This is a genomic window from Thiovibrio sp. JS02 (assembly GCF_053485635.1).
The window spans coordinates 2593057-2618151 of record NZ_CM130715.1 but is presented as its reverse complement, the minus strand read 5'-3'; the positions used below and the strand labels follow the sequence as shown (position 1 = coordinate 2618151).

22 protein-coding genes are annotated in these 25095 nt (G+C 60.3%); 19 read left to right on the top strand and 3 right to left on the bottom strand.

Annotation, left to right across the window (positions count from 1 at the left end):
- Positions 1-12 precede the first annotated feature (12 nt).
- The 9 genes from ACUUL3_RS11975 to ACUUL3_RS11935 all read left to right on the top strand — a co-directional run bounded on the left by ACUUL3_RS11975 (position 13) and on the right by ACUUL3_RS11935 (position 9555).
- The gene (locus ACUUL3_RS11975) at positions 13-972 is read left to right on the top strand and encodes an acetyltransferase (RefSeq protein ID WP_448551656.1); all 960 of its coding nucleotides are present in this window, start codon (positions 13-15) and stop codon (positions 970-972) included.
- Positions 969-2009, top strand: a complete 1041-nt coding sequence (locus tag ACUUL3_RS11970) for a lytic murein transglycosylase (protein ID WP_448551654.1) — start codon at positions 969-971, stop codon at positions 2007-2009. The genes ACUUL3_RS11975 and ACUUL3_RS11970 overlap by 4 nt, the downstream gene beginning before the upstream one ends.
- A gap of 509 nt (positions 2010-2518) precedes the next feature.
- The gene (locus tag ACUUL3_RS11965) at positions 2519-3067 is read left to right on the top strand and encodes a GspH/FimT family pseudopilin (protein ID WP_448551652.1); all 549 of its coding nucleotides are present in this window, start codon (positions 2519-2521) and stop codon (positions 3065-3067) included.
- Positions 3064-3861, top strand: a complete 798-nt coding sequence (locus ACUUL3_RS11960) for a PilW family protein (RefSeq protein ID WP_448551650.1) — start codon at positions 3064-3066, stop codon at positions 3859-3861. The genes ACUUL3_RS11965 and ACUUL3_RS11960 overlap by 4 nt, the downstream gene beginning before the upstream one ends.
- An 8-nt stretch (positions 3862-3869) precedes the next feature.
- Positions 3870-4250 carry a type IV pilus modification PilV family protein gene (locus ACUUL3_RS11955; protein WP_448551648.1) on the top strand — a complete coding sequence of 127 codons (381 nt, stop codon included), beginning with the start codon at positions 3870-3872 and terminating at the stop codon, positions 4248-4250.
- 8 nt (positions 4251-4258) lie between these two features.
- Positions 4259-4750, top strand: a complete 492-nt coding sequence (locus tag ACUUL3_RS11950; protein ID WP_448551646.1) for a PilX N-terminal domain-containing pilus assembly protein — start codon at positions 4259-4261, stop codon at positions 4748-4750.
- Between the two features lie 44 nt (positions 4751-4794).
- Positions 4795-8835: a PilC/PilY family type IV pilus protein gene (locus ACUUL3_RS11945; RefSeq protein ID WP_448551644.1), complete on the top strand. Its 4041-nt coding sequence runs from the start codon at positions 4795-4797 to the stop codon at positions 8833-8835.
- Positions 8836-8849: 14 nt separating this feature from the next.
- A complete protein-coding gene (locus ACUUL3_RS11940; protein ID WP_448551642.1) occupies positions 8850-9206 on the top strand; it encodes a hypothetical protein in 357 nt (118 codons plus the stop codon).
- Positions 9207-9246: 40 nt separating this feature from the next.
- On the top strand, positions 9247-9555 hold the full coding sequence (locus ACUUL3_RS11935; RefSeq protein WP_448551641.1) for a hypothetical protein: 309 nt from the start codon (positions 9247-9249) through the stop codon (positions 9553-9555).
- Positions 9556-9893: 338 nt separating this feature from the next.
- Here ACUUL3_RS11935 and ACUUL3_RS11930 read toward each other — a convergent pair whose 3' ends face one another.
- Positions 9894-11216 carry an alanine/glycine:cation symporter family protein gene (locus tag ACUUL3_RS11930; RefSeq protein ID WP_448551639.1) on the bottom strand — a complete coding sequence of 441 codons (1323 nt, stop codon included), beginning with the start codon at positions 11214-11216 and terminating at the stop codon, positions 9894-9896.
- A gap of 183 nt (positions 11217-11399) precedes the next feature.
- Positions 11400-13394, bottom strand: coding sequence for an acetate--CoA ligase (gene acs, locus ACUUL3_RS11925; RefSeq protein WP_448551637.1), 1995 nt, complete (start codon positions 13392-13394; stop codon positions 11400-11402).
- 379 nt (positions 13395-13773) lie between these two features.
- Between acs and mltA the strand changes: the two genes are divergently transcribed.
- The 3 genes from mltA (at position 13774) to ACUUL3_RS11910 (ending at position 17172) form a co-directional block, all read left to right on the top strand.
- Positions 13774-14922, top strand: coding sequence for a murein transglycosylase A (mltA, locus tag ACUUL3_RS11920; protein WP_448551635.1), 1149 nt, complete (start codon positions 13774-13776; stop codon positions 14920-14922).
- Between the two features lie 207 nt (positions 14923-15129).
- Positions 15130-16308, top strand: coding sequence for a type IV pilus twitching motility protein PilT (locus ACUUL3_RS11915; RefSeq protein WP_448551633.1), 1179 nt, complete (start codon positions 15130-15132; stop codon positions 16306-16308).
- A 69-nt stretch (positions 16309-16377) separates the two neighbouring features.
- A complete protein-coding gene (locus ACUUL3_RS11910; protein ID WP_448551631.1) occupies positions 16378-17172 on the top strand; it encodes a hypothetical protein in 795 nt (264 codons plus the stop codon).
- Between the two features lie 32 nt (positions 17173-17204).
- Here ACUUL3_RS11910 and ACUUL3_RS11905 read toward each other — a convergent pair whose 3' ends face one another.
- The gene (locus ACUUL3_RS11905; protein ID WP_448551629.1) at positions 17205-18074 is read right to left on the bottom strand and encodes an AMIN domain-containing protein; all 870 of its coding nucleotides are present in this window, start codon (positions 18072-18074) and stop codon (positions 17205-17207) included.
- Positions 18075-18362: 288 nt separating this feature from the next.
- On the opposite strand from ACUUL3_RS11905, the gene ydiK reads away from it, so the two are divergent.
- The 7 genes from ydiK (at position 18363) to ACUUL3_RS11870 (ending at position 25081) form a co-directional block, all read left to right on the top strand.
- On the top strand, positions 18363-19490 hold the full coding sequence (ydiK, locus tag ACUUL3_RS11900) for an AI-2E family transporter YdiK (RefSeq protein ID WP_448551627.1): 1128 nt from the start codon (positions 18363-18365) through the stop codon (positions 19488-19490).
- Positions 19491-19618: 128 nt separating this feature from the next.
- Positions 19619-20026: a PA2779 family protein gene (locus tag ACUUL3_RS11895; protein WP_448551625.1), complete on the top strand. Its 408-nt coding sequence runs from the start codon at positions 19619-19621 to the stop codon at positions 20024-20026.
- Complete coding sequence (locus ACUUL3_RS11890) at positions 19995-20993, top strand: PA2778 family cysteine peptidase (protein WP_448551623.1); 999 nt, start codon at positions 19995-19997, stop codon at positions 20991-20993. The genes ACUUL3_RS11895 and ACUUL3_RS11890 overlap by 32 nt, the downstream gene beginning before the upstream one ends.
- A 221-nt stretch (positions 20994-21214) precedes the next feature.
- Positions 21215-21694 carry a type II secretion system protein gene (locus tag ACUUL3_RS11885; protein ID WP_448551622.1) on the top strand — a complete coding sequence of 160 codons (480 nt, stop codon included), beginning with the start codon at positions 21215-21217 and terminating at the stop codon, positions 21692-21694.
- A gap of 104 nt (positions 21695-21798) precedes the next feature.
- Positions 21799-23904: an HD domain-containing phosphohydrolase gene (locus ACUUL3_RS11880; RefSeq protein WP_448551620.1), complete on the top strand. Its 2106-nt coding sequence runs from the start codon at positions 21799-21801 to the stop codon at positions 23902-23904.
- Between the two features lie 16 nt (positions 23905-23920).
- Positions 23921-24334: a hypothetical protein gene (locus tag ACUUL3_RS11875; protein WP_448551618.1), complete on the top strand. Its 414-nt coding sequence runs from the start codon at positions 23921-23923 to the stop codon at positions 24332-24334.
- Between the two features lie 138 nt (positions 24335-24472).
- On the top strand, positions 24473-25081 hold the full coding sequence (locus ACUUL3_RS11870; RefSeq protein WP_448551616.1) for a PAS domain-containing protein: 609 nt from the start codon (positions 24473-24475) through the stop codon (positions 25079-25081).
- Positions 25082-25095: the final 14 nt, after the last annotated feature.

Below are 25095 nucleotides of genomic sequence, written 5' to 3'. Positions count from 1 at the left end.
TGGTTGGTGGCCATGTCTGATTATTACGATGTATTCAACGGCGATGCCGACGGCATCTGCGCCCTGCACCAGCTCCGGTTGGCGGAGCCGCGGGAGTCGCGGCTGGTCACCGGGGTGAAACGGGATGTCAGGCTGCTGGACCCGCTTGCCGATCTTCAGGGCGCCACCCTGACGGTGCTCGATATTTCCATGGACAGCAACAAGGCCGCCTTGCGTAAGCTGCTTGCCTCCTGTACGGTTGTCTATGTGGACCATCATTATGCCGGCGAGATTCCGCAAACGCCCAATCTGGTGGCGCATATCGATCCGAGCCCGGAGGTGTGCACCTCCCTCATTGTCGACGGCCTGCTGGGGGGACGCTTTCGCGCCTGGGCCGTGGCTGCGGCCTTTGGTGACAACCTCCACGACACGGCCCGCAAGGCGGCTGCCACGCTTCATCTTTCCGAAGATCAGATAAGCAGGCTACGGGAGCTTGGCGAGCTGATGAACTACAATGGCTACGGTCAGAGTCTTGCTGATCTGCATGTGAGTCCCCAGGATCTCTATGCCGCGGCGCGGCCGTATGCAAATCCCCTGGATTTTCATGAAAAATCGGAAATTTTAGCCATGCTGCGCGACGGCTTTGCCGACGACATGCGGCGGGGCCGGAGCGTTGCGCCCTTGCGGCAGACACCGCATGGCCGGATTTACGAATTTCCCGCGGAAAAATGGGCGCGGCGGGTGGCCGGGGTGTTCAGCAACGAAAAAGCCCGGGAGATGCCGGAAAAGGCGCACGCCCTTCTGGTGGACAACGGTGACGGTTCCTGCATGGTCAGTGTCCGTGCCCCCCTTGCCCGCAGGCAGGGAGCTGATGCGCTTTGCAGATCTTTTCCCACCGGTGGCGGCCGGGCCGCCGCCGCCGGAATCAATGCCCTGCCTGCCGATCAGATCGCGGTCTTTTGCAAGGCCTTTGACGAGGTGTTTTCCCTATGATCTTTTCTAAGAATAGAATCCTTTGCGCCTTTTTCTTTCTCGCTTCACTCGTACTGTTCTCGCTGCCGGCGGTTGCCCGGGCCGAGGAGCCCAAGGCCGCCGATCGGGTGGAGGACGGCCAGGCCATCGACCTTGACAGTGCCCGCTATCAAGAGCTTTTTCAGGAGCTCAGGTTGCAGCACGGCTTCGGTCAGGAGGAATTGCAGCGGCTGTTTGCCGGGGTGAGCATCAAGAAAAGGGTGTTGGAACTCATGGATACCCAGTGGGAGGCCAAACCCTACAATATCTACTACCCGCGCTTCGTCACCCCGCAGATGATCAGCGACGGCAAGCGGATGCTCGCCAGGCACGGCGAGGTGCTCGACCGTATCGAAAAAGAAATCGGGGTGGAGCGGGAGATCGTCGTGGCCATCTGGGGGATTGAAAGCCAGTTTGGCGAGCATAAAGGGGCTTTCAGCATCTTTCAGACCTTGAACACCATGTTCGATGCCTATCCGCGCCGGAGCAAGTTTTACCGGGAGCAGCTGATCGAATACCTGCTGCTCTGCCGGGAAAACGGCGTGGATCCCCTTGAGGTGACCGGCTCCTATGGGGGGGCTTTTGGTCAGACCCAGTTCATTCCTTCCAGCTTCCGCATCTATGCCGTGGATTTTGACGGCGACGGTCGCCGCGACGTCTGGGAGTCGGTGCCCGATGTCCTGGCCAGCATTGCCAATTATCTGAAAAAGTTCGGCTGGGCCTTCGGTGCCCCGGTCTACCGGGAGCTTGGCCGGGAGCTCAAGGGTGAGGCCCTGGTCAAGGCCCATGAGCAGGGGAGAAAGGGGCTGGTGTCCTGGGAAGAGGTGCAGAAAATCCAGGGCGTCAATCTGGCCCCTCCCCAGGAAAACAAGGACCTCACCATCGTCGGCCTGGAACTCGGGGACGGTGCCATGCGCTACGTGGCCGGTTATCCCAATTTCCAGGCCATCACCAAATGGAACAATTCCAACCGCTATGCCATGGCCGTGGCCGAACTGGCGGAACGCTTCCGCGATTGAGACACGGGAGCATCCCGCCCTTTTTCTTCTGCGTGCGGTTGCGGAGTCCCCAACCGCATGAGCCAATGATTCAGTAACCATCAAGAACAGCGGTTTCCCGATAACCGGAAGCATTTTTTCTGCTTTATCTCCCCGTGGAAACGCGGAAAGACTATTGTTAAATTTCTGTCAGGCCTCCCATTCCCGCTTGCGTTTTTTCTTTTTTCCCGGAATAATACCCAATGTGTTTATGTGTCCAATTGCCCAATTTTGCGCATTGTATTTGTTAAAAAAGCGCGGTGACCATGGGAAGAGGCCTTTTTTTTGTTGCCGTTGGGCAAAAAATGTCATAAGCCTGACGTTTTTTTGATGTAGGAGCATTTTCCCCATTCTGTTTCGTAGGAATTTTTTTCTGTCAGTGCAATCAGATAAGAACGACAGCGGCCGCGAATGCGCCTGACGTTTCGGTTGGGTATGGATTATGCTTCCTTCGCAGTGGAGGGGAATGCAATCTGATTGGGAGGGGAAAAATGGATTGTCCTGAAAACAAGTCATTGCCGACGCGACAGGCCGGGTATTCCCTCACCGAAATGGTCACCGTGCTCGCGGTTATTGGCGTTCTGGCCATCATCGGTGTGCCCCAGCTCAGGGGAGCCATGCGGGATGCCGAATTGCGTGGCGAGGTCCGCGTCCTGGCCTCAAGCCTGCAGAGGGCCCGCACCGAGGCGGTGAAGCGCAAGAAGACCGCCGGCGTCGTCTTTTTCACCGCCTCCGGGTCCACGGATTTCAGCGCCACCACTGCCGCCGATCTGGGGGGGGGCTACCGGGTCTATGTGGATGATAACGGCAATGGCGTCTGGGACAGCGGGGAGGACCTGGTAATTTCCTCTGTGGCCGGCGGAGTCGCCCTCTATCAAAGCACCTTTGCCGCGGGCGGCGCCCGCTACGACAGCCAGGGGCTGGCCAATGGCGCCGGCAGCATCCGACTGGCCAACACGACGCCGGTATATTACAAGATTTCGGTCTCCAACACCGGCAACATTCGCATCGAAAAATCATCGGACGAAGGTGCCATATGAATCGGGAGCTTCCCGGGCAAAGAAAAACGGGTTTTCTGCTTTTGGCGGGAGGGCGGGGCTTTACTCTGGTGGAAGTCGCCATTGTCCTGCTCATCGCCTCCGTGGTCATGGCCGCGGTCTATAATGTTTACCGTTCCCAGCAGAATGCATATACCTCCCAGGAGGCTGTAGCGGAGCTGCAGCAGAATTTCCGGGCGGCGGTCAACGTGATGGCGCGGGAGATCCGCCTGGCCGGGCACAGCAATGATTATATCAACCGGCCGACCAGCACGGATTGCGAAGTCGGGCCCGGTGTCTGCCTCGGTTCCGGCAACAGCCAGCTTGTTTTTACCTATTATGACGAGGATGCCGCCGACAACAGCGTCGATTATGACGGCGACGGCACACCCCATGGCGCCGATCCCGGCGAGCTGGTGAAGGTCCGGTACGACCTTTATGCCGCCTACGACGATGGTGTCGCTCCTGCCGATCCTTTGGATGATCTGGCCCGCGCCGTGGGCAGCGGCAATCGGCAGCCCACGGTTCTCAATATCGCCGGCCTCCAGTTCCGTTATCTCATCGATGACGGCAGCGGCGGCTTCACCTTTGCCAATTCGGTGGACGCCGCCAACATGCGACTGGTGCGCGGGGTGGAGGTGACGGTGCTTGCCAAGAGCGGACGGCCGGACCGGAACTATCCGGAAACCCCTTCCTTCACGCCACCTGGCGGCGGCGTCACCTGGAACCTTGCCAAGGGTGAGCGGGGCAGGATGTTCACCACCACCGTCATGTGCAGAAATCTGAACATACTGTGAGGCTGAAAATGTACCTTGACAGCGAAAAGGGTTTTACCCTGGTCGAGATGATGATTGCCCTCATCCTGCTTTCCATCGGCTTCATGGCGGTGGCCTCCATGCCGGTGACGGTGATGATGGGCAACCGCACGGCCCAGCGCCTCACCGAGGCTTCTTTCGGAGCCATGGACCGCATCGAGCAGCTCATGACCCTCGATAACACCGAAGCCGATCTTACCCCGGGCAATCATTCGGCAACCGTTACCGAGGGCGGCGTTACCTACACGGTGAACTGGAACGTGACCAACCTGGACGCCTCCCGGAAGGATGTCGCCGTCACCGTGCAGTGGTCGGACAAGGGGATTGCCAAGGAAGCCCAGTTTGCCTATCGAAAAACCAATTTCATGTAGGAGCAAATATGCGGATTGCCGAAACAGCCAAAGGGGAAGAAGGCTTTGTCCTGGTGGCGGCATTGGTGGTGCTGCTGCTCCTGGTTATCCTGGGCACAACCTCTCTGACCAACACCAATGTCGAGTTGAAGATCGCCGGCAATACCAGGGAGATGGTCCAGGAACTTTATGTGGCGGAAACAAGCTGGCAGGAGGGGGGCAACTGGCTTCTCAACTTCGCCAAACCGCCTCAGCATGTCAACACTTCCGGCGAAATCGAAAATGTCCGCAACTTCGGGGACGGCGCCGCCGGCGTCCTGAACAACGATTTTCCCGCCGGCAGCGAGGACGGATTTCTGGGCGGCGTTCCCTACTGGTATAAGGTAGCCTATCGAGATGATCGGGCCACCCAGGGCAGCGGCAAGGATTATCGGGATTTTTATTATGATATCAGCGGGAACGCCGACCGGGCCCAGGAGCTGGCAGCCGTTGTCCGTAAGGTATACAAGGTCGGCTATTGAGTTGTCCCCCGGTCCGCCAGAGGCCGATGTACGGGAGGTGGGTCATGAGATATCGTATCGTTTCGCGGATAGCGGCTGCACTGCTGGGTGTTTTTCTGAGCGCTTCCCTTGCCATGGGGGACACGTTGCGTAAACGGATTGCCGCCGACAACGACGACGTGGAGGAGTATCTGCAGGCAGGCTGCAGCCAGTCGGCAGGCGCCGTGCGTCAGGGGGACAGCTATCTGGATTTTGGCCGGGACGACTGTTCCGGATTTGACCCGGCCATGCTCATGGGACTGCGTTTTCAGAGTATTACGGTTCCCAAGGGTTCCACCATCACCCATGCCCATCTCGAAATTGTGGTGGAAAGCAGCACCTGCAGTGAAGATATCGATTGGACCCTGCTGGGTGAGGATGTCGATGACGCCGCGGGCTTTACGGCGACGGCGGGCAATGTCTCCGGCCGCCGAAGCAGCAACCCCACCACGGCCGCGGCAAACTGGAAGAACGACGGGGACTCCTGCAACGGCAGCAGGGAAACCCTCGAAGGGCCTGAGGTCAAAAATGTCATCCAGGAGATTGTCGATCGGGCCGGTTGGCTCTCCGGCAACGACATGGCCCTCTTCGTCAGCGGCACAGGTCGGCGCAATACTTACTCCCATGACAACAACAGTAACCGCGCCCCGCTTCTCCACATCGAGTATCTGCCTGCGCCGGCTCCTGAGATCAGCGTCAATCCGGGCAATATCGGAAAGTCTTCCTACGAGGGCATAAATCCGCTGGCGAGCAGTGTTATTCTCACCAATACGGGCGACGCCGATCTCAACTACACCATCACCGGCAACGTGGCCTGGCTTGCCGTGGCGCCCGCCAGCGGGACGCTGGCTGCCGGCAGCCAGGTGACCATCAATGTCACCTATGCCACCATGCTGCTGGCGGTCGGCACCCATGCCGCCCAGATCACTGTTACCGATCCTGCCGCCGGCAACAGTCCTCTTGATATCCCGGTCAGCCTGACGGTGCAGCCGGTGCCCCAGAGCAGCGCCTGCGGCGAGGTGCCTCTCTACACGGAAAATCTGGTCAACCCGGCCATCCTCCATCTTCTCGATGTTTCCGGCAGCATGTCCACCAGGATGGATCTGGTCGCCTCCACCGACGATTCCACCACTCCAGAGCTGAAGACCATTGTTCAGGAGATCGTCGACCGGGCCGGCTGGCAGGCCGGCAATCCCATGGCCTTCATGTTCAGCGGGGTGAGTACCGGCGACAGGATCGCCAAGTCCTACGACAATTCTTCCGCCTATGTGCCACGTCTCAACGTGACCTATGTCAGCGCGGGCATCTCCTACACCACCGAGGCCCGGGTGGTGCGCTCCAGCGATGATGCTTATGAAATCAGCAACGGCAACATGAGTCTGACCACCACCAACGTCCAGTTGGGTGGCAGCAGGCATGTGGGGTTGCGTTTCGACAACGTGGACATCCCCCAGGGCGCCACGGTCAGCAGCGCCAATATCTCCTTTGTCCCGACTTCGGCGGGGAGCAATGCCATCACTCTGACCATCAAGGGCGAGGATCAGGACAGCGCCGCAACCTACACCGCGGCCGCGAACAACATCAGCAGTCGGACCGCAACCTCTGCCGGCGTGAGTTGGAATGTGCCGGCCTGGAGCCCGCCCACCCAGGAAGAGCGGATTAAAATCGCCAAGGACGTCTTGAGCGAGCTGGTGACCGACCGCAGCATCGCCTGGGGCTTTGGCACCTGGACCGGCAGCAACAGCAGCAGCATCGACTACACCAAGGTGCATACCGGCTGCAAGTTCAATGACAATGCCCACCAGACCGCCCTGCAGAATGCCATTGCCGCCGCCAATGACGGCGGGACCACCCCGCTTGAGCCGGCAATGCGGGCGGCGCAGAAATATTTTGACGGGATCAAGGCGGATCTGGAAGGGGATTACTATGGCGCCCTCCAGTGTCAGCCCAAGTTCCTGATCCTGATCACCGACGGTTTGGGCAACACCGCCACCACCCTGGCCGGGGTCCAGAGCGAGGCGGGAAATCTCGCCGATGACGGCATCACCACGGTGGCCATCGGTTTTGGCATCGATGACGCCACCCAGATCAGTGAGATCGCCAGGATCAGCAACGAGCGGGCAAAGCAGTCCGACACCGACAGTCTCTATCCCATGCACAACGAGGTGGCGGGCGATGGCGTGCCGTTCATCGCCCAGAACAAGGCGGATTTGCAGTCCACCCTGCAGGAGATCACCACCAGCGTCAAGGCCCAGGTTTTCTACGGCGCCACCCCGGCCCCCACCACCTCGGCCGGCCAGGAGGATCTCATTGTCAATGCCCAGTTCAGCGCGGCAGGCTGGACCGGCGACCTGACCGCCACCGAGTATGACACCACAACCGCCACCACCGGGGCGGTGCGCTGGTATTCCTCAAGCGTCATGCCGAGCCCCATCAAGGCCTATACGGTCCCCAGCCTGGCCACCGGCGTCGTTGCGGCCTATACCGACGCCACTCTGGCCAGCGACAATTATCTCTGTAAGCCCCTGGGCGATATCATCAACTCCACCCCGGTGATCGTGGATGTGCCGCCCTTTTATTATCCATTCGCCTCCTACACCGCTTTCAAGGCGGCGCAGGCAAGTCGGGCGTCCATGGTCTATGTCGGCTCCAACGATGGGGCGCTTCATGCCTTTACCCTTGAGGACGGGGTCGAGCAGTGGCGGTTTTATCCGAACAGCATCCTGGCCAAGCTCAACGAGGCGAGCGATGCCACCAAGGATATGTGCTCCTCGGATTATTGCCACCGCTATCTGGTGGATGGTTCGCCGATCGCCGCGGACATCCATGACGGCACCGACTGGAAAACCGTGCTGCTCTGCGGTCTGCGCCGCGGCGGTTCTTCCTACTTCGCCCTGGACATCACCGGCGGCAAGGCCTTTGACGATGTGGACACCGCCAACCGTTCCAAGTTCCTCTGGGAGTTCACCGATCCCCAGCTCGGCCAGACCTGGGCCCAGCCCGAGGTGTACCGGGTAGGGGTCAAGGCCTCACTGACCGACACGGTATGGGCGGCCTTCTGGGGGTCCGGCTACTCGGAGGACTCTCTTCTCCAGCCGGCCAAGGAGGCCTACCTCTATGGAGTCGAGGCAAACGATGCGTCCGTTCCTCTCTGGGAGGATGCCTCGGGCAACCCCATCAACCGGATTAAAATCTCCTCCGCCTCCCTGCCGGACGATGCTCTTTCCGGCGCCATGGTTGCCGAACTGGACGATGACTACAAGGGCGACAGGCTCTATGTCGGCAATCTTTACGGCAATCTCTACCGGGTGACCGACATAGACAAGAACAATACTCCGCAGGTCTCCACCCTTTTCAGTTTCAACCGGGCAACCCCGGATCACAGTACGCCGATCCGGGTAAAACCGGCCTATGCCTATTATGATACCAACGTGGTCTGGGTCTATTTCGGCACCGGCCGTTACGAGGTGCAGGCGGACAAGGTGACCAGCGACATGCAGTATTTTTTCGGGTTGAGGGATGATCTCAGCAACCCCAGCCATACGCTGGGTGCCCTGCCGGTTTTCAGCGCCCTCAAGGCGACCGATACCGTCACCCTGCAGGATTACCGCTATATCTTCGGCACACCTCCGGGGCTGCCCCCATACTCCTGGGCGGTGGAGATGAACAACAACGCCGCCTCCGGCGCCACGGAACGGGTGATTAGCGATCCCCTGGTCGCCGGCGGGGTGGTGTTTTTCACCACCTTCACCCCTGCCGCCGATGTCTGCGAGGGCACCGGCGAATCCTGGCTTTTTGCCCTGGAGTATGATTCCGGGATCCCGCCCGCTGATCCGGTCTTTGATATTAACGGCGACGGGGTTTTTGACGAAAACGACATGATCAACGATGCCAGCGGGCAAAAGTTCCGGGTGGCCGCCATTTATCTGGGGGAGGACATGGCCTCCAATCCTGTTCTGCACAAGGACACCATTGTGGTCGGCACAAAAACCGGCGGCACCATCACCAAAAAGGTCAACCTGCCGCGAATGAGGCCTTCGCTCAGGTCCTGGTGGGAAAAACGGTAAAGGAGACGCGGGCGATGAAAACGTTAATTACGGCATTAGTGTTGATGCTTTTTGTCTGGAGCGTCCCCTGCAATGTTCAGGCAGGAAGCAAGCATCTGCCTGAGGGAATCTTCCTGGGTAAAATCGTGGAGATGAGCGGCGATCATATGCTGCTGCAGGTGGGGGATTATAATTTCAGCCTGGGCCCGGTTTTGATTGACGACGGCAGCGGCGAGAAGGCGGCAAGCCGCTTTGACCTGCAGGAAGGGCAGCTTGTCGAGGTGGAGGTAGGATTCAAGGGGGAAGATATCTCCGAGGCGCGGAAGGTCGTGATTCTCAAGGGAAGCCGTCTTTGGGGAGCGCAAAAAAAGTTACAGAAACGTGACCAGTAAATTTCTCCGGACGTGACAGGGAATGCGGAATTTTTTCTGGTTGATGATCGGCTTTGCTCTCAGTTGCTGCTGGGTGTTTCCCTTTACCAGCAACAATGACGTGGCCCTTTACTCGCAGAAGGCGGAAAAACGTTATGTGATTCAGGTTGCCGGTCGGTCTCGCGACTTGAAGGTTGTTTTGGCCCATGCCCCTGCGGTTTCTTCCGCAGGGCAAAGCGCCTTGCGCGACGGGAAAGCAGCGTCGGCTGCATCCGATGATCCCGAAGCCCAGGCAAGCGGTAACCGGGGTACTGGCAATCGTTACGTCATGGCCCTTATCGAACTGGCGGAAAATTTCCGAAGCCGTTAATGATCCTGAACAATCAGGGAAGAAGACAGCGAATACCAGGCTGGGCTTCTCTGATCCTGTTGGTTGAACTTCTCCTTCAAGGCTACGATGTTGTCAGATGGTCAGCATGGTATTTGCTCCAATGCATTGCCAAGGGCAAGGCCCACAAGAAATAGGCGTTTGGGTGAAGGTGAGCGTTGCCGGCAGCAATCGGGACAATTTCGTGGCGCAATCAGAAAACCATGCCAGGGGAAAGTAGCGGATAGGTCAAACGGAAGTCAAGAATGGCGGAACCCAAAAGCCCACCCCGTGATCGGAATGGGTTTTTGGGTGTGAAAAAGGACTTGTCTGCGGCTGGCTCAACGCTTGAAGTAGCGGATGGTTTCGGCTTTCACCACCTGGGAAAGAAGCAGCAGGCCGATGATATTGGGCACGGCCATCATGCCGTTCATGAGGTCGGAGAAATTCCAGACAAACTCCAGTTTCATCATGGCGCCGATGATAACCACCGAAACGAATACCACCCGGTAGGGCGCGATGGCGCGGGGGCCGATCAGGTATTCGACGGCCTTTTCACCGTAATAGTTCCAGCCGATCAGGGTGGAGTAGGCAAAAAGGGCCGTGGCCAGCGAAACGAGCACCACCCCGGCCCGGCCCATGGATTCGCCGAAGCTGGCGCTGGTCAGTTCGCCCGGCGCCACCCCCAGCAGCCAGCTCTGGGCGGTGAGAATCACCAGGGCGGTCATGCTGCAGACCACCAGAGTGTCGATAAAGGTCTGGGTCATGCTCACCAGGGCCTGCTTGACCGGATCGTGGGTGCGGGCGGCGGCCGCGGCAATGGGCGCGGAGCCGAGGCCGGATTCGTTGGAGAACACGCCGCGGGCAATGCCGTAACGCATGGAGGCGGCCACCACCGAACCGGCAAAGCCGCCACTGGCCGCGGCCGGGGTAAAGGCGTGCAGAAAAATCAGGGAAAGGGCATGGGGGATCTTGGCCGCGTTGAGGAAAAGCACCAGCAGAGTTGCCCCCACGTAGACGATGATCATGAACGGCACCAGCAGCGAGGTGAAGCGGCCGATGGATTTGATGCCGCCGAGGATCACCAGGCCGGTCAGCAGCATGAGGACGGTGCCGGTGAGCCAGGGCTCGATGTGAAACGTCTTCTGAAAGATGGCGGCCACGGCATTGGCCTGGGTCATATTGCCGATGCCGAAGGTGGCCAGGGCGGTGAACAGGGCAAAGAGCCAGCCGAGTTTCGGCAGGCCGGCGCCCTTGGCCAGGTAGTACATGGGGCCGCCCCGCATGCCGTGTTCTCCTTTTTCGCGGTATTTGACGGCCAGCACCGCCTCCGCGTATTTGGTCGCCATGCCGACCAGCCCGGTCATCCACATCCAGAAAACCGCGCCAGGGCCGCCCAGGGTGATGGCGGTCGCCACGCCGACGATATTGCCGATGCCCACCGTGGCGGCCAGGGCCGTGGTCAGGGCGGCGAAGTGGCTGATGTCTCCGTCTGAGGCGTGCTCTTTGTGCCAGATCAGGCGCAGGGCGTGGGGGAGAGCCCGGAACTGCATGCCGCGCAGGATTATGGTCAGGTACAGGCCGGTGCCCACCAGGAGGGCGAGCATGGGCGGCCCCCAGATCCAACCGGAAAGGGTGGAAATCAACTGCTCAAAAGTTTCCATGGGTCAGCGCCTTTTGCTGGGGTGACTGGGAATCGGACTCCTGTTACTCTCGGCAGCAGGGTAACCGAAAAGGCGGGGGAAGAAAATACTGAATTGCGGGCGCCACGGTCCAAAAGGAGAGGCGGCCATAAAAAAAGGGCCGGAGATTCCGGCCCTTTTTTTATGGCATCATGCGGACTGAAGTTATTTTTTGACGAAATCCTTGCTGCCGGCCACCAGATTGTCGACCACGGAAGGATCGGCCAGGGTGGAGGTGTCGCCAAAGTCATGGGCCTCGGTCTCGCCGGCCGCGATCTTGCGCAGGATCCGGCGCATGATCTTGCCGCTGCGGGTCTTGGGCAACCCTTCGGCGAACTGCAGGAATTCCGGGGTGGCGATGGGGCCGATTTCCTTGCGGACATGGGTGCGCAGGGCTCCGCGCAGCTCTTCGCTGGGTTTGACGCCGGCCTTGAGGGAAACATAGGCGTAAATGGTCTGGCCTTTGATTTCGTGGGGCGCGCCCACCACCGCGGCTTCGGCCACGTCGGGGTGTGCCACCAGGGCGGATTCGATTTCGGCGGTGCCAAGGCGATGGCCGGAAACGTTGATAACGTCATCCAGGCGACCCATGACCCAGAAATAGCCGTCTTCATCCTTGCGGGCGCCGTCTTCGGGATCGTAGATGCCGGCATAGCGGGAGAAGTAGGCCTTCTTGTAGCGGGCCGGATCGCCGAACACGCCGCGGAGCATGCCGGGCCAGGGTTTGCGGATGACCAGATGGCCGCCTTCATTGGGGCCGGCCTCGCTGCCGTCCTCCCGGAGGATGGCGGCGTCAATGCCGGGCAGCGGCCTGGTGGCGGAGCCGGGTTTGAGCGGAGTGGCGTAGGGCAGGCCGGAGATCATGATGCCGCCGGTTTCGGTCTGCCACCAGGTGTCGACAATGGGCAGCTTGTTCTTGCCGATGTGCTCGTGGTACCACATCCAGGCCTCCGGATTGATGGGCTCGCCCACCGAACCGAGGATGCGCAGGGCGCTGAGGTCGTGCTTTTCCGTCCATTTGGCGCCTTCCCGCATCAGGGCGCGGATGACGGTGGGCGCGGTGTAGAAGATATTGACCTTGAATTTCTCGCAGATCTTCCAGAAGCGATCCGGTGCCGGCCAGGAGGGGACGCCCTCGAACATGAGCGAGGTCCCGCCCAGGGCCAGGGGCCCGTACAGGATGTAGCTGTGGCCGGTGATCCAGCCGATGTCGGCGGTGCACCAGTAGACGTCGTCGTCCTTGAGGTCGAAAACCCACTGGCAGGTATGGGCCGCATAGGCCAGGTAGCCGCCGGTGGTGTGGACCACGCCCTTGGGCTTGCCGGTGGAGCCGGAGGTGTAGAGGATGAACATGGTGTCTTCGGCATCCATGCTTTCCGGCGCGCAGTCGGTGCTGATCCCGTCGGCGCCCATTTCCGTATGCCACCAGAGGTCGCGGCCTTCCTGCATCTTCACCTCGTTGCCCGCCCGCTTCACCACGATGCATTTCTGCACCGAGGCGCACTCCTTCAGGGCATCGTCGGCATTGGGCTTCAAGGGGATGGTCTTGCCGGCGCGCAGGACGGCATCGGCGGTGACCAGCACCTTGGCCTCGCAGTCCTGGATGCGGCTCTTCAGGCTCTGGGAGGAAAAGCCCGCGAAGACCACGCTGTGGATGGCGCCGATTCTGGTGCAGGCCAGCAGGGTGATGGCCAGTTCCGGGATCATGGGCAGATAGACGGAAACGCGGTCGCCCTTTTTCACGCCCATTTTCTTCAGGACATTGGCGAAGCGGCATACTTCGGTGTGCAGCATCTGGTAGGTATAGACCCTGACGTCCTCTTCCGGCTCGCCCTGGAAGATGATGGCGGCCTTGTTGCGGCGGCCGTTGGTCAGATGCCGGTCCAGGCAGTTGTAGGATACGTTCAGTTTGCCATCCTGGAACCATTTGATTTCCGGCTTATGCATGTCCGCATCCAGAACCCTGCTCCATTCCTTATCCCAGGTCAGCAGTTCTCTGGCGCGCTCGCCCCAGAATCCTTCCGGATCTTCCATGGAGCGTTTGTAGTGGGCTTCATATTCGGCCATGCTCTTCACATGGGCCTGGTCGCGGCCGGCTGCTGGCGGCTCGAAAAGGCGCTTTTCCTGCATCAGACTTTCAATTTTTTTATCGTCGCTCATGTTTCCTCCCAGGGTTTTCGTAAGCCAGAAGAGTATAGGGATATCTACCTATAAAACCAAAAAGTAGGAATATATACCTAGGGCAGCGGATTCGTGCCACACTTTTTTGCCATATTTTTTTTGTACGTGGCCATACTCGCCAAGGTCAAGGGAAAAAAATCCCATCACTGCGCGAGGTTGGGTTGGTTGAAAAAAAATCTCCCGGGAAAACGGCTGGCGAAAACAGATGCCGTTGCCGGGCCGCGCGGAAGGGGAGCGAATTCCCTTTTTACGGGCGGAGCTATTTTTGCTATAGTACGAACCGCTGATCATGAATGGAGAGCGGGATTTGAGAACGGTGAGAACATTGAGGCTGGTTTTTCGCGCGGTTTTTTTCGGGATGGTCCTGTTTTTTTGCTGGGGCGCGCCGGCCCTGGCCGCTTCATCCTGTGAGGGTCCGGCGACAACGTCGGTGGGACGGGAGAATCTCCCTGATTTTTCCGACGATCTCGACCTGGAGGCCCTTGGGCCGGCAATCGAGAAAAGCCTCAATTATCTGGGACGGCTGCCGCAGGAGCAGCGGTTTCCCCTCTGCGGGGAGACGCGTTCCGTCCGGCAGCTTGCGGATTCGCTCAAGGCCTTTCAGCGCCTCATTGCGGCCAGGCCCGGGCCTCGGCAGTTGCGGCAGGCAATCGCCGAACAGTTCACCGTCTGCAAGGCCAGCGGGCGCGAAGCCGATGGCAGGATGCTGCTCACCGGCTATTTCGCCCCCCTGTTTGCCGGCAGCCTGCAGAAGACGGAAAAATTCCGCTACCCCCTCTATCGACCGCCGGCCGATCTGGTTTCCGGCCAGGCAAAAAAAGGCCGGCCGGCTCAGGTCGGCAGAATCGAGAATGGCGTACTGGTGCCCTACTGGACCCGAGCGGAAATCGAAAAGGGCGGCCTGCTCGCCGGGCAGGAACTGGTCTATCTTGCCGACCCGGTCGATGTGTTCATTCTCCATATTCAGGGCTCCGGTCAGGTGTGGCTTGGCGATGGCGGCATGCGGCGGGTGCAGTTTGCCGGGAAAAACGGCCACGATTACCGGAGTATCGGCCGCTTTCTCGTGGAAAAAGGAATAATGCGCCTCGAAGAGGTGACCCTGCCCAGGATTGTCCGTTACCTCAAGGAGCATCCGGCGGAGCAGGAGGAAATTCTCCACCACAATGATTCCTTTGTCTTTTTCCGCTGGGGCGACGATTCCGCCTGCGGCCCCCTGGGTTGCCTCGGCGAGCCGCTGACCCCGGGCCGTTCCGTGGCCCTGGACCAGGATTGCTTTCCGCCCGGCGCGCTCGCGTTTCTGGTCGCCCGTAAACCCCGGCTTGGCAACGCCGGCAAGATCGTGGGCTGGGGGCCCATGCGCCGATTTGTCCTCAACCAGGATTCCGGTTCCGCCATCAAGGGGCCGGCCAGGCTGGATTTTTTCTGGGGTTCCGGCCAGTACGCGGAAGTGGCCGCCGGCCACATGAAGCATCCCGGCAATCTTTATTTTCTGATTAAAAAGAAATAGATGGCAGGAGCGGAGCCATTTTTATACAATTTCCAAGGACTGTAACCATTCCCGCAGGTCACGTTGCCGCGCCGAACCGGGCGGCGTGGCGGCAACGGTCAGGGCAGGTCGCCTTCGCTTCCTGCCGGCGGGAGGATCCTGGCGCGGGCAACAATTTCTGGCGGTGCGCAAGGGCTGGCCGCTCAACGCTCTGAAGGGGAAGGTGCCATGAAGCAGACTGAAATCGACTACTGGATCACCAGTATGCTGGAAACCTACAACAATGTTTCCGACCTTAACATCACGGTGGGCAAGCCCCTGCAGGTGGAAACCTCCGGGCAGCTGGTGCCGGTTGCCGTTGAGCCGCCGGTCAAGGAGATCACCCCCTTCCAGGCCGAGGTTTTCGCCCTGAACCTGATCGGCGGCAACAAGCGGCTGCTGGACGACCTTGTCAGGCACGGCTCCTGTGACCTCTCTTACTGGCTGGGGCAGAAGGCGCGCTTCAGGGTCAATGTCTTTTCCCAGAAAACCAATCTTTCCATCGTCCTCCGCAAACTGGAGATGAAGATTCCCACCATCAAGCAGATGCAGTTGCCGCCGCTCTTCTACAACATGGCCGAGGAGCGCAACGGCATCATTCTGGTCACCGGCGCCACCGGTTCCGGTAAGTCCACCAGCCTCGCGGCCCTGCTCGACAAGATCAACGATGAAAAACCGGTGCATGTCGTCACCCTGGAAGACCCCATCGAGTATGTGCACCAGCACAAGGTCGCCACCTTCAACCAGCGCGAGCTTGGTAACGACTTCGACACCTTCGCCTCCGGGCTGCGCGCCGCCCTCCGTCAGGCGCCCAAGGTCATCCTGGTCGGCGAAATGCGCGACCGGGAAACCATGGAAATCGGTCTTTCCGCCGCGGAAACGGGTCATCTGGTGCTGTCCACCCTCCATACCGTGGATGCCGGCCAGACCATCAACCGTATCCTGGGCATGTTCGAGCAGGAAGAGCAGGCGCAGATCCGCAACCGTCTGGTGGATACCGTGCGCTGGATCGTCTGCCAGCGGCTGATGCCCAAGGTCGGCGGTGGCCGGGTCGCGGCCTTCGAGATCATGGGCATGAACCTGCGGGTCCGCGAACTGATCATGCACGGGGAAAGCGAAGACAAAACCTTCTATGACGTCATCGCCGATGCCAAGGCCCTGGGCTGGCAGACCTTTGATCAGCATATTCTGGAACTGTACGAAGAGGGGCTGATTTCCGAGGAGACGGCCATGGGGTACTGCACACGGAAAACCCAGGTGAACCGCGGGCTCGACCGCATCAAGGCGGCCCGGGGCGAGTCGACCACCGGCATCACCGGCCTTGCCATGGATGTGAAGGAAGACAGTAAAAAAAGGCGCGGGTTTTAGGCCGGGCATTCCTTGCCCCGGCCATACCGGAACCAGCCTATCCGCAGTCAGGAACCACCGGAGGAGAAGATGCTTTCACAGTGCCCCCATTGTCAACAGACGCTCATGCTGAGCAGTGCGCAGCTGGAAAAGGTCAAGGCCGCCCTCGCTTCCTTGCCGTCCGGCAAGACCTTGAAGATCGGCTGCCCGAAATGCAGGCAGCCCATCGAACTGAACAGTGAAGGCGCGGTGGGCGGCGCCGGGATGTCGGCCGCGGTCCTGAAGGATGTTCTCTACTCCGATCACACCGGCGACGAGGATCAGGCCGCCGTCGGCATCGTGCAGGCCTACCAGAAGAGGCCGCAACCGGTGCGCCTGCCGCCGGATGCCCCGAAACCCCCCGACACCAGCTGGCTGTCCAGCGGCGTGTACGACGAAAAGGAGATCATCGAGGATGTGCCGCACGTGCTCGTTCTCGCCGCCGACGAAGAGGTGAAGACCCAGGCGACCATGGCCTTCGGCGAGATGGGCTATCAGCCTTCCTATGTCGACTCCGCGGAGGCGGCCATCGAGAAGATGCAGTTCATGAGCTTCGACGCGGTGGTGCTGCACAGCAGGTTCGAGGGCGGCGGCGTAGATGACTCCACCTTCCATCAGTACATGCGGGAAATGGCCATGAGCAAGCGGCGCTACATCTTTTACGTGCTTGTCGGCTCGGAATTCAGAACCCTCTACGATCTGGAGGCCTTGGCCAACAGCGCCAATCTGGTGATCAACGACAATGACATCGGCCATCTCTCCCTGGTCCTGAAAAAGGGGATGAGCGATTACGATGAGCTCTTCGGGCCGTTCATCGATGCGTTGAAGCATTATGGCGTCAAGTAACTTTCCGCCTGGTGCCCCGGCGGGCGGGGCGGTCAGATGCTGTCCGCGGTCGCCGATTTCCGGGTCTTGGCGGAGCGGACGAAAATCTGCTCCTTTTCGCGGCTGAGCACAAGGTCGAGATGGCCGACGACGGCGGTCACCGCCTCGCCCAGGGTCACATCGGTCAGACGCAGGGAGATGGCTTCGGTCACCTCGGGGCTGACCGTAATCCGGGTGTTGCTTTTTTCCGCGACAAAGGAGAAAAAATCCTTTGCCGAGGCCTTGTGGAAGAGGATGGTCACCCGCTGGTTTCCGAAGAGACGGGTGATATGGGTCAGGGTGAGGATCTCCCCGCCGGCCGGCGTCTTTGTTTCCTTGCCGGATTCGGCGGCGGGAGCGGAAGCCGGTGGGACCGTGTTGTCGGCTCTTTGCTCCGCAACCGCGGTGGGAGGCGAGGGGGCTTTCTTCCGGTCCTGGTTTTTGGGAATAAGGACAACCTTCAGCCCCTTGTCGAGCTTTACCACCTCATGGCGTACCGGCACCTGTTCCGTCAGGTCGAAGACGAAACGGACCTTGTCCGGATGACGGGCGATGCGGATTCTGCTCAGTTCCGGTCTGTTGACCGGCAGGCCGACAACGTTTTCCAGCAGGCCCACCCCCGGGATATCCAGAATCAGGCGGGGCGGTCCTTCCATCCGGAAGATCTTGTATTTGTCGAGTGGGCCATCGGCAAGGAGGAGCAGTTCGTCATGGCCTTCCACCACGCTGTAATCGAAAAAGATCACGGGCAGGTTCCTTGCCCGCCGCCCTTTGCCCTGGGCGGTTTCCGCGGCCCGGGCAAAGGACGGCGGCACCGGGAGGGTGGTCATGGCAAGGAGAAACAGGCAGGCCATGGCGGCAAGAGATCGCGGCAAAATGGACATACGGCCTCCAGATTCAGCGGTTATTCCAAAGGGTTGGCCTTACTGATACCACAATAGGCAGCCAAGAACAAGAGCCCCGGCAAAAGAGGGCGCGGCGGCTCTCTTTTGCCGGTTCGGTCTTTTGGCCGCATGTCCCGATCTTTTTTAGCGAGCCAATCGCCGCGTGGGCCGGCAACGATAAGACGAACGGGCGGGGCCATGCGCGGAAAGAGCCGGAAGAGGGGGCCGGATCCCGCCGGCAAGCAGTCGCGAACACAAGAAAATTCTTCCCCCTGACGCAGGTAATGCATGCAAACACCGCAAGATCTTACCCGCATCACCCTGGCGCTTCTCTTTCTCGGCATGCTCATCGCCGCCTGTTTCTGGATTCTGCGCCCCTTTCTGCCCGCCCTGGTCTGGGCCGTGGCCATTGTCGTCGCCACCTGGCCGCTGATGATCAAGGGGCAGAAGGTTCTGCGCGGAAACCGCTCCCGGGCCGTGCTGCTGATGACCGCGGCCATGCTGCTCGTTTTTTTTCTGCCCTTTTCCCTGGCCGTGGGCACCATCGTTGAAAACGCAGGCCAGATCGCGGCCTGGGCGAAATCCCTCACCCAGGCAAGCCTGCCGCCGCCGCCGGCCTGGCTGGAATCCCTGCCCCTGGCCGGTTCAGGCCTTTCCGGGCTCTGGCGGCAGCTGGCCGCCCTGCCGCCGGAGGAGCTGGGTGGGCGTCTCGCCCCTTACGCAGGCAAGAGCGTCAGCTGGTTTGTCTCCCAGGCCGGCAGCTTTGGAATGATGTTTGTCCATGTCTTCCTGACCCTGGTGTTTTCCGCCATTCTCTATTCCCAGGGCGAGTGGGCCGCCGGTCGGGTGCTGGCCTTTGCCAGAAGGGTGGCGGGCACGCCCGGCGAAAATTCGGTTCGCCTTGCGGCGCAGGCCACGCGGGCCGTGGCCCTGGGCATAGTCGTCACCGCCCTGGCCCAGTCGGTGCTGGCCGGGATCGGTCTTGCCGTGGCCGGGCTGCCCTACGCCGTGCTGCTGACCGCCCTGGCCTTCATGTTTTCCGTGATCCAGGTCGGTCCCGCGCCGGTGCTTGTGCCGGCGGTTGTCTGGTTGTACTGGCAGGGCCATTTCGGCTGGGGCACCTTTCTGCTTTTCTGGTCGGTCCTGGTCTGCACCCTCGATAACTTCCTGCGGCCGCTGCTGATCAGGCGGGGGGCCGATCTGCCCCTGCCGCTGATTTTCGCCGGAGTGCTCGGCGGGCTCATGGCCTTCGGCATCATCGGCCTTTTTGTCGGACCGGTGGTGCTGGCGGTCTCCTATACCCTGCTCATGGCCTGGATCGAGGACAGCGGGCTGGAAAAAGCCGCGGCCAAGATTGCGGACCCGCAGCCGGCAAGGGAAAACAACCTCCCGCCCGCGGAACCTCCCGCCGGGTGAATTTCCGGCTGAAAGAGTCGCCAGGGGGAGGGAAAGCCGTTGCAGTGTTTGTCCTGATTAATTATATAGAAGGGGTGTTTTTTGTCGGGGAGATGTCCACTGAACTTCAAAAACAAGGAAGAGGATCCATGTTGCAGAAAATGATCAAACCCGTGAGTTTCTTTTTGGTTTTTTCCTTTCTTTTGCTCGATTTTTCCGTCCGGAACGCAAGGGCGCAGATGGTCGACACCAGTACCGTGATCGCGGCCCAGCAGGAGGAGGCGAACCGGGAAAAGGTCGCCGCTTTCCTTGATCGCGAAGAGGTGCGGCAGGTCATGATGCGGCATGGCGTCGACGCCGCCGAGGCCCGGAAAAGGGTGGCCAGCCTTTCCGACGCGGAGCTGGCGAAAATCTCCCAGGCCATGGAGCAGCTGCCGGCCGGCGGCGACGGGGTGGGCGTCATCGTCGGCGCCGCGGTGTTCATCTTTGTGGTGCTGCTGATCACCGATCTTCTCGGACTCACCCATGTCTTCTCCTTTGTCAACCATCGGCGCTAACCGCCGGGGTAAACCGCGTTTCTTCCAGGCCGGCAGTCGTTTGATTGCCGGCCTGTTGTTTTTTCTGCTTGCCGTCCTGTCGGCCGGTTGCGGCCTCTTGCCGGGAGGGCGGTTGCCCCGGGTGCCGGAAGGGCCTGAAAGCGCCCTGGTCGCCGGGGTTCCCTTTTTCCCGCAGGACGAGTTGCAGTGCGGGCCTGCCGCGCTCGCCATGGCGCTTTCCTGGAGCGGAATTGCCGTTTCCCCCGCCGACCTTTCCGGCCAGGTCTACAGCCCCGGTCTCAAGGGCAGCCTGCAGAGCGCCCTCGTCGGCGCGGCCCGCCGGCATGGGCGGGTGGCCTACCCCATTGCCGGCGGCGAGGCGCTGCTGGCCGAAGTTGCCGCCGGCCGGCCGGTCATCGTCCTGATGAACCTCGCTTTTTCCTGGTACCCGAAATGGCACTATGGCGTGGTGCTCGGCTACGATCAGCAGCGGCACCAGATTATCCTTCACTCGGGGCTGACCGCCAACGAGCGGCTTTCTGCCCGGGTTTTCATGAATATCTGGCGCCGCGGCGGCTTCTGGGGGCTCCTGGTGCTGCCGCCGGAGCAGTTGCCGGCGCGGGCCAGGGAGGAGGATTGGCTTGCCGCCGTTGCCCCCCTTGAGCACCTGCGGCAGTGGCAGGCGGCGCAAAGCGGTTATGCCGCCGCCCTCGGCCGTTGGCCCGCAAGCTTTGCCGCCTGGATGGGTCTTGGCAACAGCCGTTACGGTCTGCACGATCTTGCCGGCGCCGAGGAGGCCTTTTTGCAGGCAAGCCGGCTGCAGCCGCATAACGGCATGGCCTTCAACAACCTGGCCCAGGTTCTCGCCGAACAGGGTAAGCGGGCCGAGGCCCTGGCCGCGGCGCAACGGGCCGTGGAACTTGGCGGTCCGTTGCTTGACGGCTTCCGGCGGACTCTGGAGGAGATCAAGGCAAAGGCATTCCCCTGAAGGACGGGGAGGTCCGGGCGCATTCCCGGGCGGCGGCAGCATGGATGTTCAGGAGATCGTTTTGCCCGGGGTCTGCTTTCGCCCCCTTCCGGCAAAACGAGCATTTGCCTTCAGGCCGGCGAATGGTTAAGCTGTATCCGTGGCGCAAAAGCAGGGCTGCCCTGCGGATGCGGCAAACAGGGCACGGAGGGTGCCCGGGTTCTGGAAAGGACACTCTGCCCATGCTATACAGCCACATATTCCGTCGCTGCGATGTGGGTAACGGCAAGGGCCTGACCCTTGTGGAACTTCTTGTCGTCATTGCGATCATTGCCACCCTGGCGGGGATTGCAACCCCATTGTTTTCCCGCTACATTGATCAGGTGAAGGTCAACAACGCCAAGAACGACATCCGCATGCTCTCCCGGGAGATCGCGGACTTTTACGAAGAAAACCGCCGCTACCCGGACAACCTCGACGAACTCGGCCTTGGCGACCTTCTCGATCCCTGGGGCAATCCGTATCAATATCGGCCGGTGGCCGGCACCCCCAAGGGAAAACTGCGCAAAGACCACTCCATGGTGCCGGTCAATCAGGACTACGATCTCTACAGTATGGGGAAAGACGGCAGCAGCCAGTCTCCGTTCACCGCCAGGGCCAGCCGGGACGACATTGTCCGGGCCAATGACGGTTCGTATATCGGGCTCGTTTCTCAATATTGACGGTCCGCCCAAAAAAACGGGCCGTCGGCGGCACGGGGATGTGTCGCCGGATTCCGCCGGCTCCGGAAGAGCCGGGAAATTCGTGACTGTCAACGAGATGGAATATGCAATTGTTCAAGCTTGACTCCGCGTTCCTGAAAAGCAAAATAGCCCGCAGGATTTTCTTTCTCTTTGTCGGCTGCGCGCTGCTGCCCCTTGCCGTTTTGACCGGCCTCACCTTCTTCCACGTCACAAGGCAGATCGAAATCCAGAGCCTTGCGCGTCTGCAGCAGTCTTCGAAAGTCCATGGGATGAGCATCTATGAACGGCTCCTGTCCATGGAAAGCGATATGCAGTTCGTCGCCACCACGCTGCGGCAAAACCCAAACGGCGAATCTCCCCTGGCGGGTTTTGACGGCCTTTTTCAGGAGAGGATCGGCCAGCGGTATCGTGCGCTTTTCCTGTATGAGAATGGCGCAGGCCCGCGCCCGCTTTTCGGGGAGCCTGCCGCCGCTTTCGTGCCGAGCAGGGATTTCCTTCCCGGCGGCGACAAGAATCAGCTCCTGATCAAAAAGGAGAAAAACGGCCCGGCCGAGGTGTTCCTCCTCGTTCCCGTGGACAGGGGCGCCCCCCGGGGACCGGTGCTGGTCGCCCGGATCAACACCACCTATCTTTGGGGAATCGGGCACGAAAATATCCTGCCGCCGATGACGGAGCTGTGCATCATCGATCAGAAGCGCGACGTCCTTGTCAGCTCGTTTCCGGCCGATTCCCGCCTGCTGCGGGAAATCGCCTTCCGTTCGGGCGGCGCGGACGCGCGGCAGTTTGAATACACGGAGGCCGGGGCCGGCGATTTTCTGGTCAGCTTCTGGCCCCTCTATCTGAAGGGGAGATTCTCTTCCCAGAATCTTACGGTCATCCTCAGGCAGGCCAGGGCCGAAGTGCTCTCGCCCCTGGAGGACTTCAAGATAATATTTCCCCTGGTCGTGCTGTTGTCGCTCTGGATCGTTCTCCTGCTCAGTATGGTCTTCATCCGGAGGTACATGGTGCCGGTGGAGAAGCTGCAGGAGGCAACCGTTCATATCGCCCGCCGGGACTTCAGTCTGGAGGTCGATGTCAGGAGCGGCGACGAATTCGAAACCCTGGCCCGCTCCTTCAACCGGATGAGCTCCCAGTTGAACAAGCAGTTCAAGGCCCTGGAAACCATCTCCGACATCAGCCAGTCCATTCTCTCTTCCCTGCACAGCAAGCAGATCGTCGCCACAGGCTTAAGCCGCCTTTGTCAGTTTCTGCAAAGCGAGGCCAGCCAGCTTCTCCTTTTCAAGGATCCGAAATCACACCTGGCCGAGGTTGCGACCTACTCGGTCGAGGCAAGCATCAACAGCGAGGAGGAGCGCATCGAAATTTCGCCCGCCGAAAAGAGACAGCTCCTGGAGAACCGCTATCTCATCCGCACCGGCCAGGAGCATCTCCCCCGCTATCTGACCGCCTTTTTCCGTGAACCCATGCCCGTCTGTCTCCAGCTTCCCCTGGTCGGCAACCGGGAACTCAAGGGGGTCATCAGCCTCGGCTTTAAAACGGAGAGGGCGTTGAGCGATGAGGATTGCAACCAGGCCAGGCAGCTTGCCGACCAGCTCACCATTGCCCTGGAGAACGCCGGTCTCATCGAAACCCTTGAAAAGTTCAACTGGGGCACCCTGCAAGCCCTGGCCCGCACGGTTGACGCAAAATCCCCCTGGACCGCCGGCCATTCGGAGCGGGTGACCGATCTGGTCCTCAGGACCGCGAGAATCATGGGCTGCCCGGAAAGGGAGATCGCCACCCTCCATCAGGCCTCCCTGGTGCATGACATCGGCAAGATCGCCGTTCCGCACAGCATTCTCGATAAACCGGGCAAGCTCAGCGAGGAGGAGTTTGCGCTCATCAAGGAACACCCGTATGTCGGCGCCCGCATCCTCGAACCCATTTCGGCCTTTGCCGACGCCATCGACATTGTTCTCCACCACCACGAGCGCTGCGACGGCTCCGGATACCCCCACGGCCTGCGGGGCGAGGCAATCTGCCTCGGCGCCCGGATTCTTGCCGTGGCCGATGTGTACGACGCCCTTATTTCGGAACGGCCGTACCGGGACGGCTGGGTGAAGGACAGGGTGCTTGAGCATATTCAGGCGGAAAGCGGGAGCAGGTTCGATCCCGCCGTTATCAAGGCATTCCTCCTTGCCGTCCAGTAACCGGAAAAGGTGCGCCATGAAGTCCACCGCCGACACAGGCCTGGTCAAACCCCTGCTCTACCTTGCGCTGACGGTCTTTCTCGCGGCCGGCACGGTTTTTCTTTTTTCAGACCGGCAGGAGCGCCAGCTTCCCCAGGAGATTTTCGGCGAGTGGTATTCCGATGATCCCCGTTACCAGACCTGCTTCGTGACGATCAGCGCGGATTCCTTTGTCATCGGCGGCGCAGACGGCAACACCTATCACTATGCCCTCAAATCGGTGGAGGAGGAGGCTTCGGAAAACGGCGCCGGTCGTTTCTACACCCTGCTCTGCGAAGACGAGGAGGGCCTGGAGCTGGAGTTTCGCATCCATTACGATGCGGCAACCGGAATGCTTTCCTATCGGAACCAGCGGGACGTCATCTGGCTGAAGGCGAAAAAAGAGTATTGAAAGAAGAACGACGGCGCCAGCCGGCGACAAAAAAACTGGTGTTGGCCAGGGCGTTTTGTTATGATGCGTGCATTGTCCAAGGTCTTGAAATCACCGCCATCTGCTCCTTCCCCTCGTGAGTCAGGAGAGCCGCACGGAATGATCCTCGCCCAGATTCTGGACGTTATCGACATAGGGCTTCTGCTTCTGGATAAAGACTGCCGGGTGGTCTACTGGAACCGCTGGCTCGCCTCGCACAGCGGTATCCCCTCCCAGCGGATCAAGGGGGCCCTGCTCTTCGACTTTTTCCCCCATCTCGACAATAAGAAGTTCTTGCGAAACTTTCAGGCCATTCTCGCCTTTGGCAACTGCTATTTTTTCCCCCAGAAGCTGTACGATTATATGTTCCCTTTCAAGCCGGTCAGCAATTTTGCCAACGAAGTCGATTACATGCAGCAAAATTGCGTCATGGGGCCGTTGCGCAACGACAGGAAGGGCATCGAGTATGTGTACGTGACGGTCAAGGACGTGACCGAGGCCCATATTTACGAAACAAAGCTCACCGCGGCGCTTTTCTCCCTGCTGGAAAAAAATGTCGACCAGGGCGAGGTGCCCGCCGCGGTGCAGTCCGTGCTCTCGGAGCTGCTTCCCCATTCCGGCGAGGCCTTTCTCGCCAAACATGCCCCGGCCCGGAAAGGCCAGAAGAATATTGACGCGGTCATCGAGGCGCAGATCGATGAGATCCTCTCCGCCGTTACCAGGAAATGACGACCCGAGCGCAT

Coding starts and splice junctions, on each gene's coding strand:
- ACUUL3_RS11975 (WP_448551656.1), top strand. CDS start 13: ATGTCTGATTATTACGATGTATTCAACGGCGATGCCGACGGCATCTGC.
- ACUUL3_RS11970 (WP_448551654.1), top strand. CDS start 969: ATGATCTTTTCTAAGAATAGAATCCTTTGCGCCTTTTTCTTTCTCGCT.
- ACUUL3_RS11965 (WP_448551652.1), top strand. CDS start 2,519: ATGGATTGTCCTGAAAACAAGTCATTGCCGACGCGACAGGCCGGGTAT.
- ACUUL3_RS11960 (WP_448551650.1), top strand. CDS start 3,064: ATGAATCGGGAGCTTCCCGGGCAAAGAAAAACGGGTTTTCTGCTTTTG.
- ACUUL3_RS11955 (WP_448551648.1), top strand. CDS start 3,870: ATGTACCTTGACAGCGAAAAGGGTTTTACCCTGGTCGAGATGATGATT.
- ACUUL3_RS11950 (WP_448551646.1), top strand. CDS start 4,259: ATGCGGATTGCCGAAACAGCCAAAGGGGAAGAAGGCTTTGTCCTGGTG.
- ACUUL3_RS11945 (WP_448551644.1), top strand. CDS start 4,795: ATGAGATATCGTATCGTTTCGCGGATAGCGGCTGCACTGCTGGGTGTT.
- ACUUL3_RS11940 (WP_448551642.1), top strand. CDS start 8,850: ATGAAAACGTTAATTACGGCATTAGTGTTGATGCTTTTTGTCTGGAGC.
- ACUUL3_RS11930 (WP_448551639.1), bottom strand. CDS start 11,216: ATGGAAACTTTTGAGCAGTTGATTTCCACCCTTTCCGGTTGGATCTGG.
- acs (WP_448551637.1), bottom strand. CDS start 13,394: ATGAGCGACGATAAAAAAATTGAAAGTCTGATGCAGGAAAAGCGCCTT.
- mltA (WP_448551635.1), top strand. CDS start 13,774: ATGGTCCTGTTTTTTTGCTGGGGCGCGCCGGCCCTGGCCGCTTCATCC.
- ACUUL3_RS11915 (WP_448551633.1), top strand. CDS start 15,130: ATGAAGCAGACTGAAATCGACTACTGGATCACCAGTATGCTGGAAACC.
- ACUUL3_RS11910 (WP_448551631.1), top strand. CDS start 16,378: ATGCTTTCACAGTGCCCCCATTGTCAACAGACGCTCATGCTGAGCAGT.
- ACUUL3_RS11905 (WP_448551629.1), bottom strand. CDS start 18,074: ATGTCCATTTTGCCGCGATCTCTTGCCGCCATGGCCTGCCTGTTTCTC.
- ydiK (WP_448551627.1), top strand. CDS start 18,363: ATGCAAACACCGCAAGATCTTACCCGCATCACCCTGGCGCTTCTCTTT.
- ACUUL3_RS11895 (WP_448551625.1), top strand. CDS start 19,619: ATGTTGCAGAAAATGATCAAACCCGTGAGTTTCTTTTTGGTTTTTTCC.
- ACUUL3_RS11890 (WP_448551623.1), top strand. CDS start 19,995: ATGTCTTCTCCTTTGTCAACCATCGGCGCTAACCGCCGGGGTAAACCG.
- ACUUL3_RS11885 (WP_448551622.1), top strand. CDS start 21,215: ATGCTATACAGCCACATATTCCGTCGCTGCGATGTGGGTAACGGCAAG.
- ACUUL3_RS11880 (WP_448551620.1), top strand. CDS start 21,799: ATGCAATTGTTCAAGCTTGACTCCGCGTTCCTGAAAAGCAAAATAGCC.
- ACUUL3_RS11875 (WP_448551618.1), top strand. CDS start 23,921: ATGAAGTCCACCGCCGACACAGGCCTGGTCAAACCCCTGCTCTACCTT.
- ACUUL3_RS11870 (WP_448551616.1), top strand. CDS start 24,473: ATGATCCTCGCCCAGATTCTGGACGTTATCGACATAGGGCTTCTGCTT.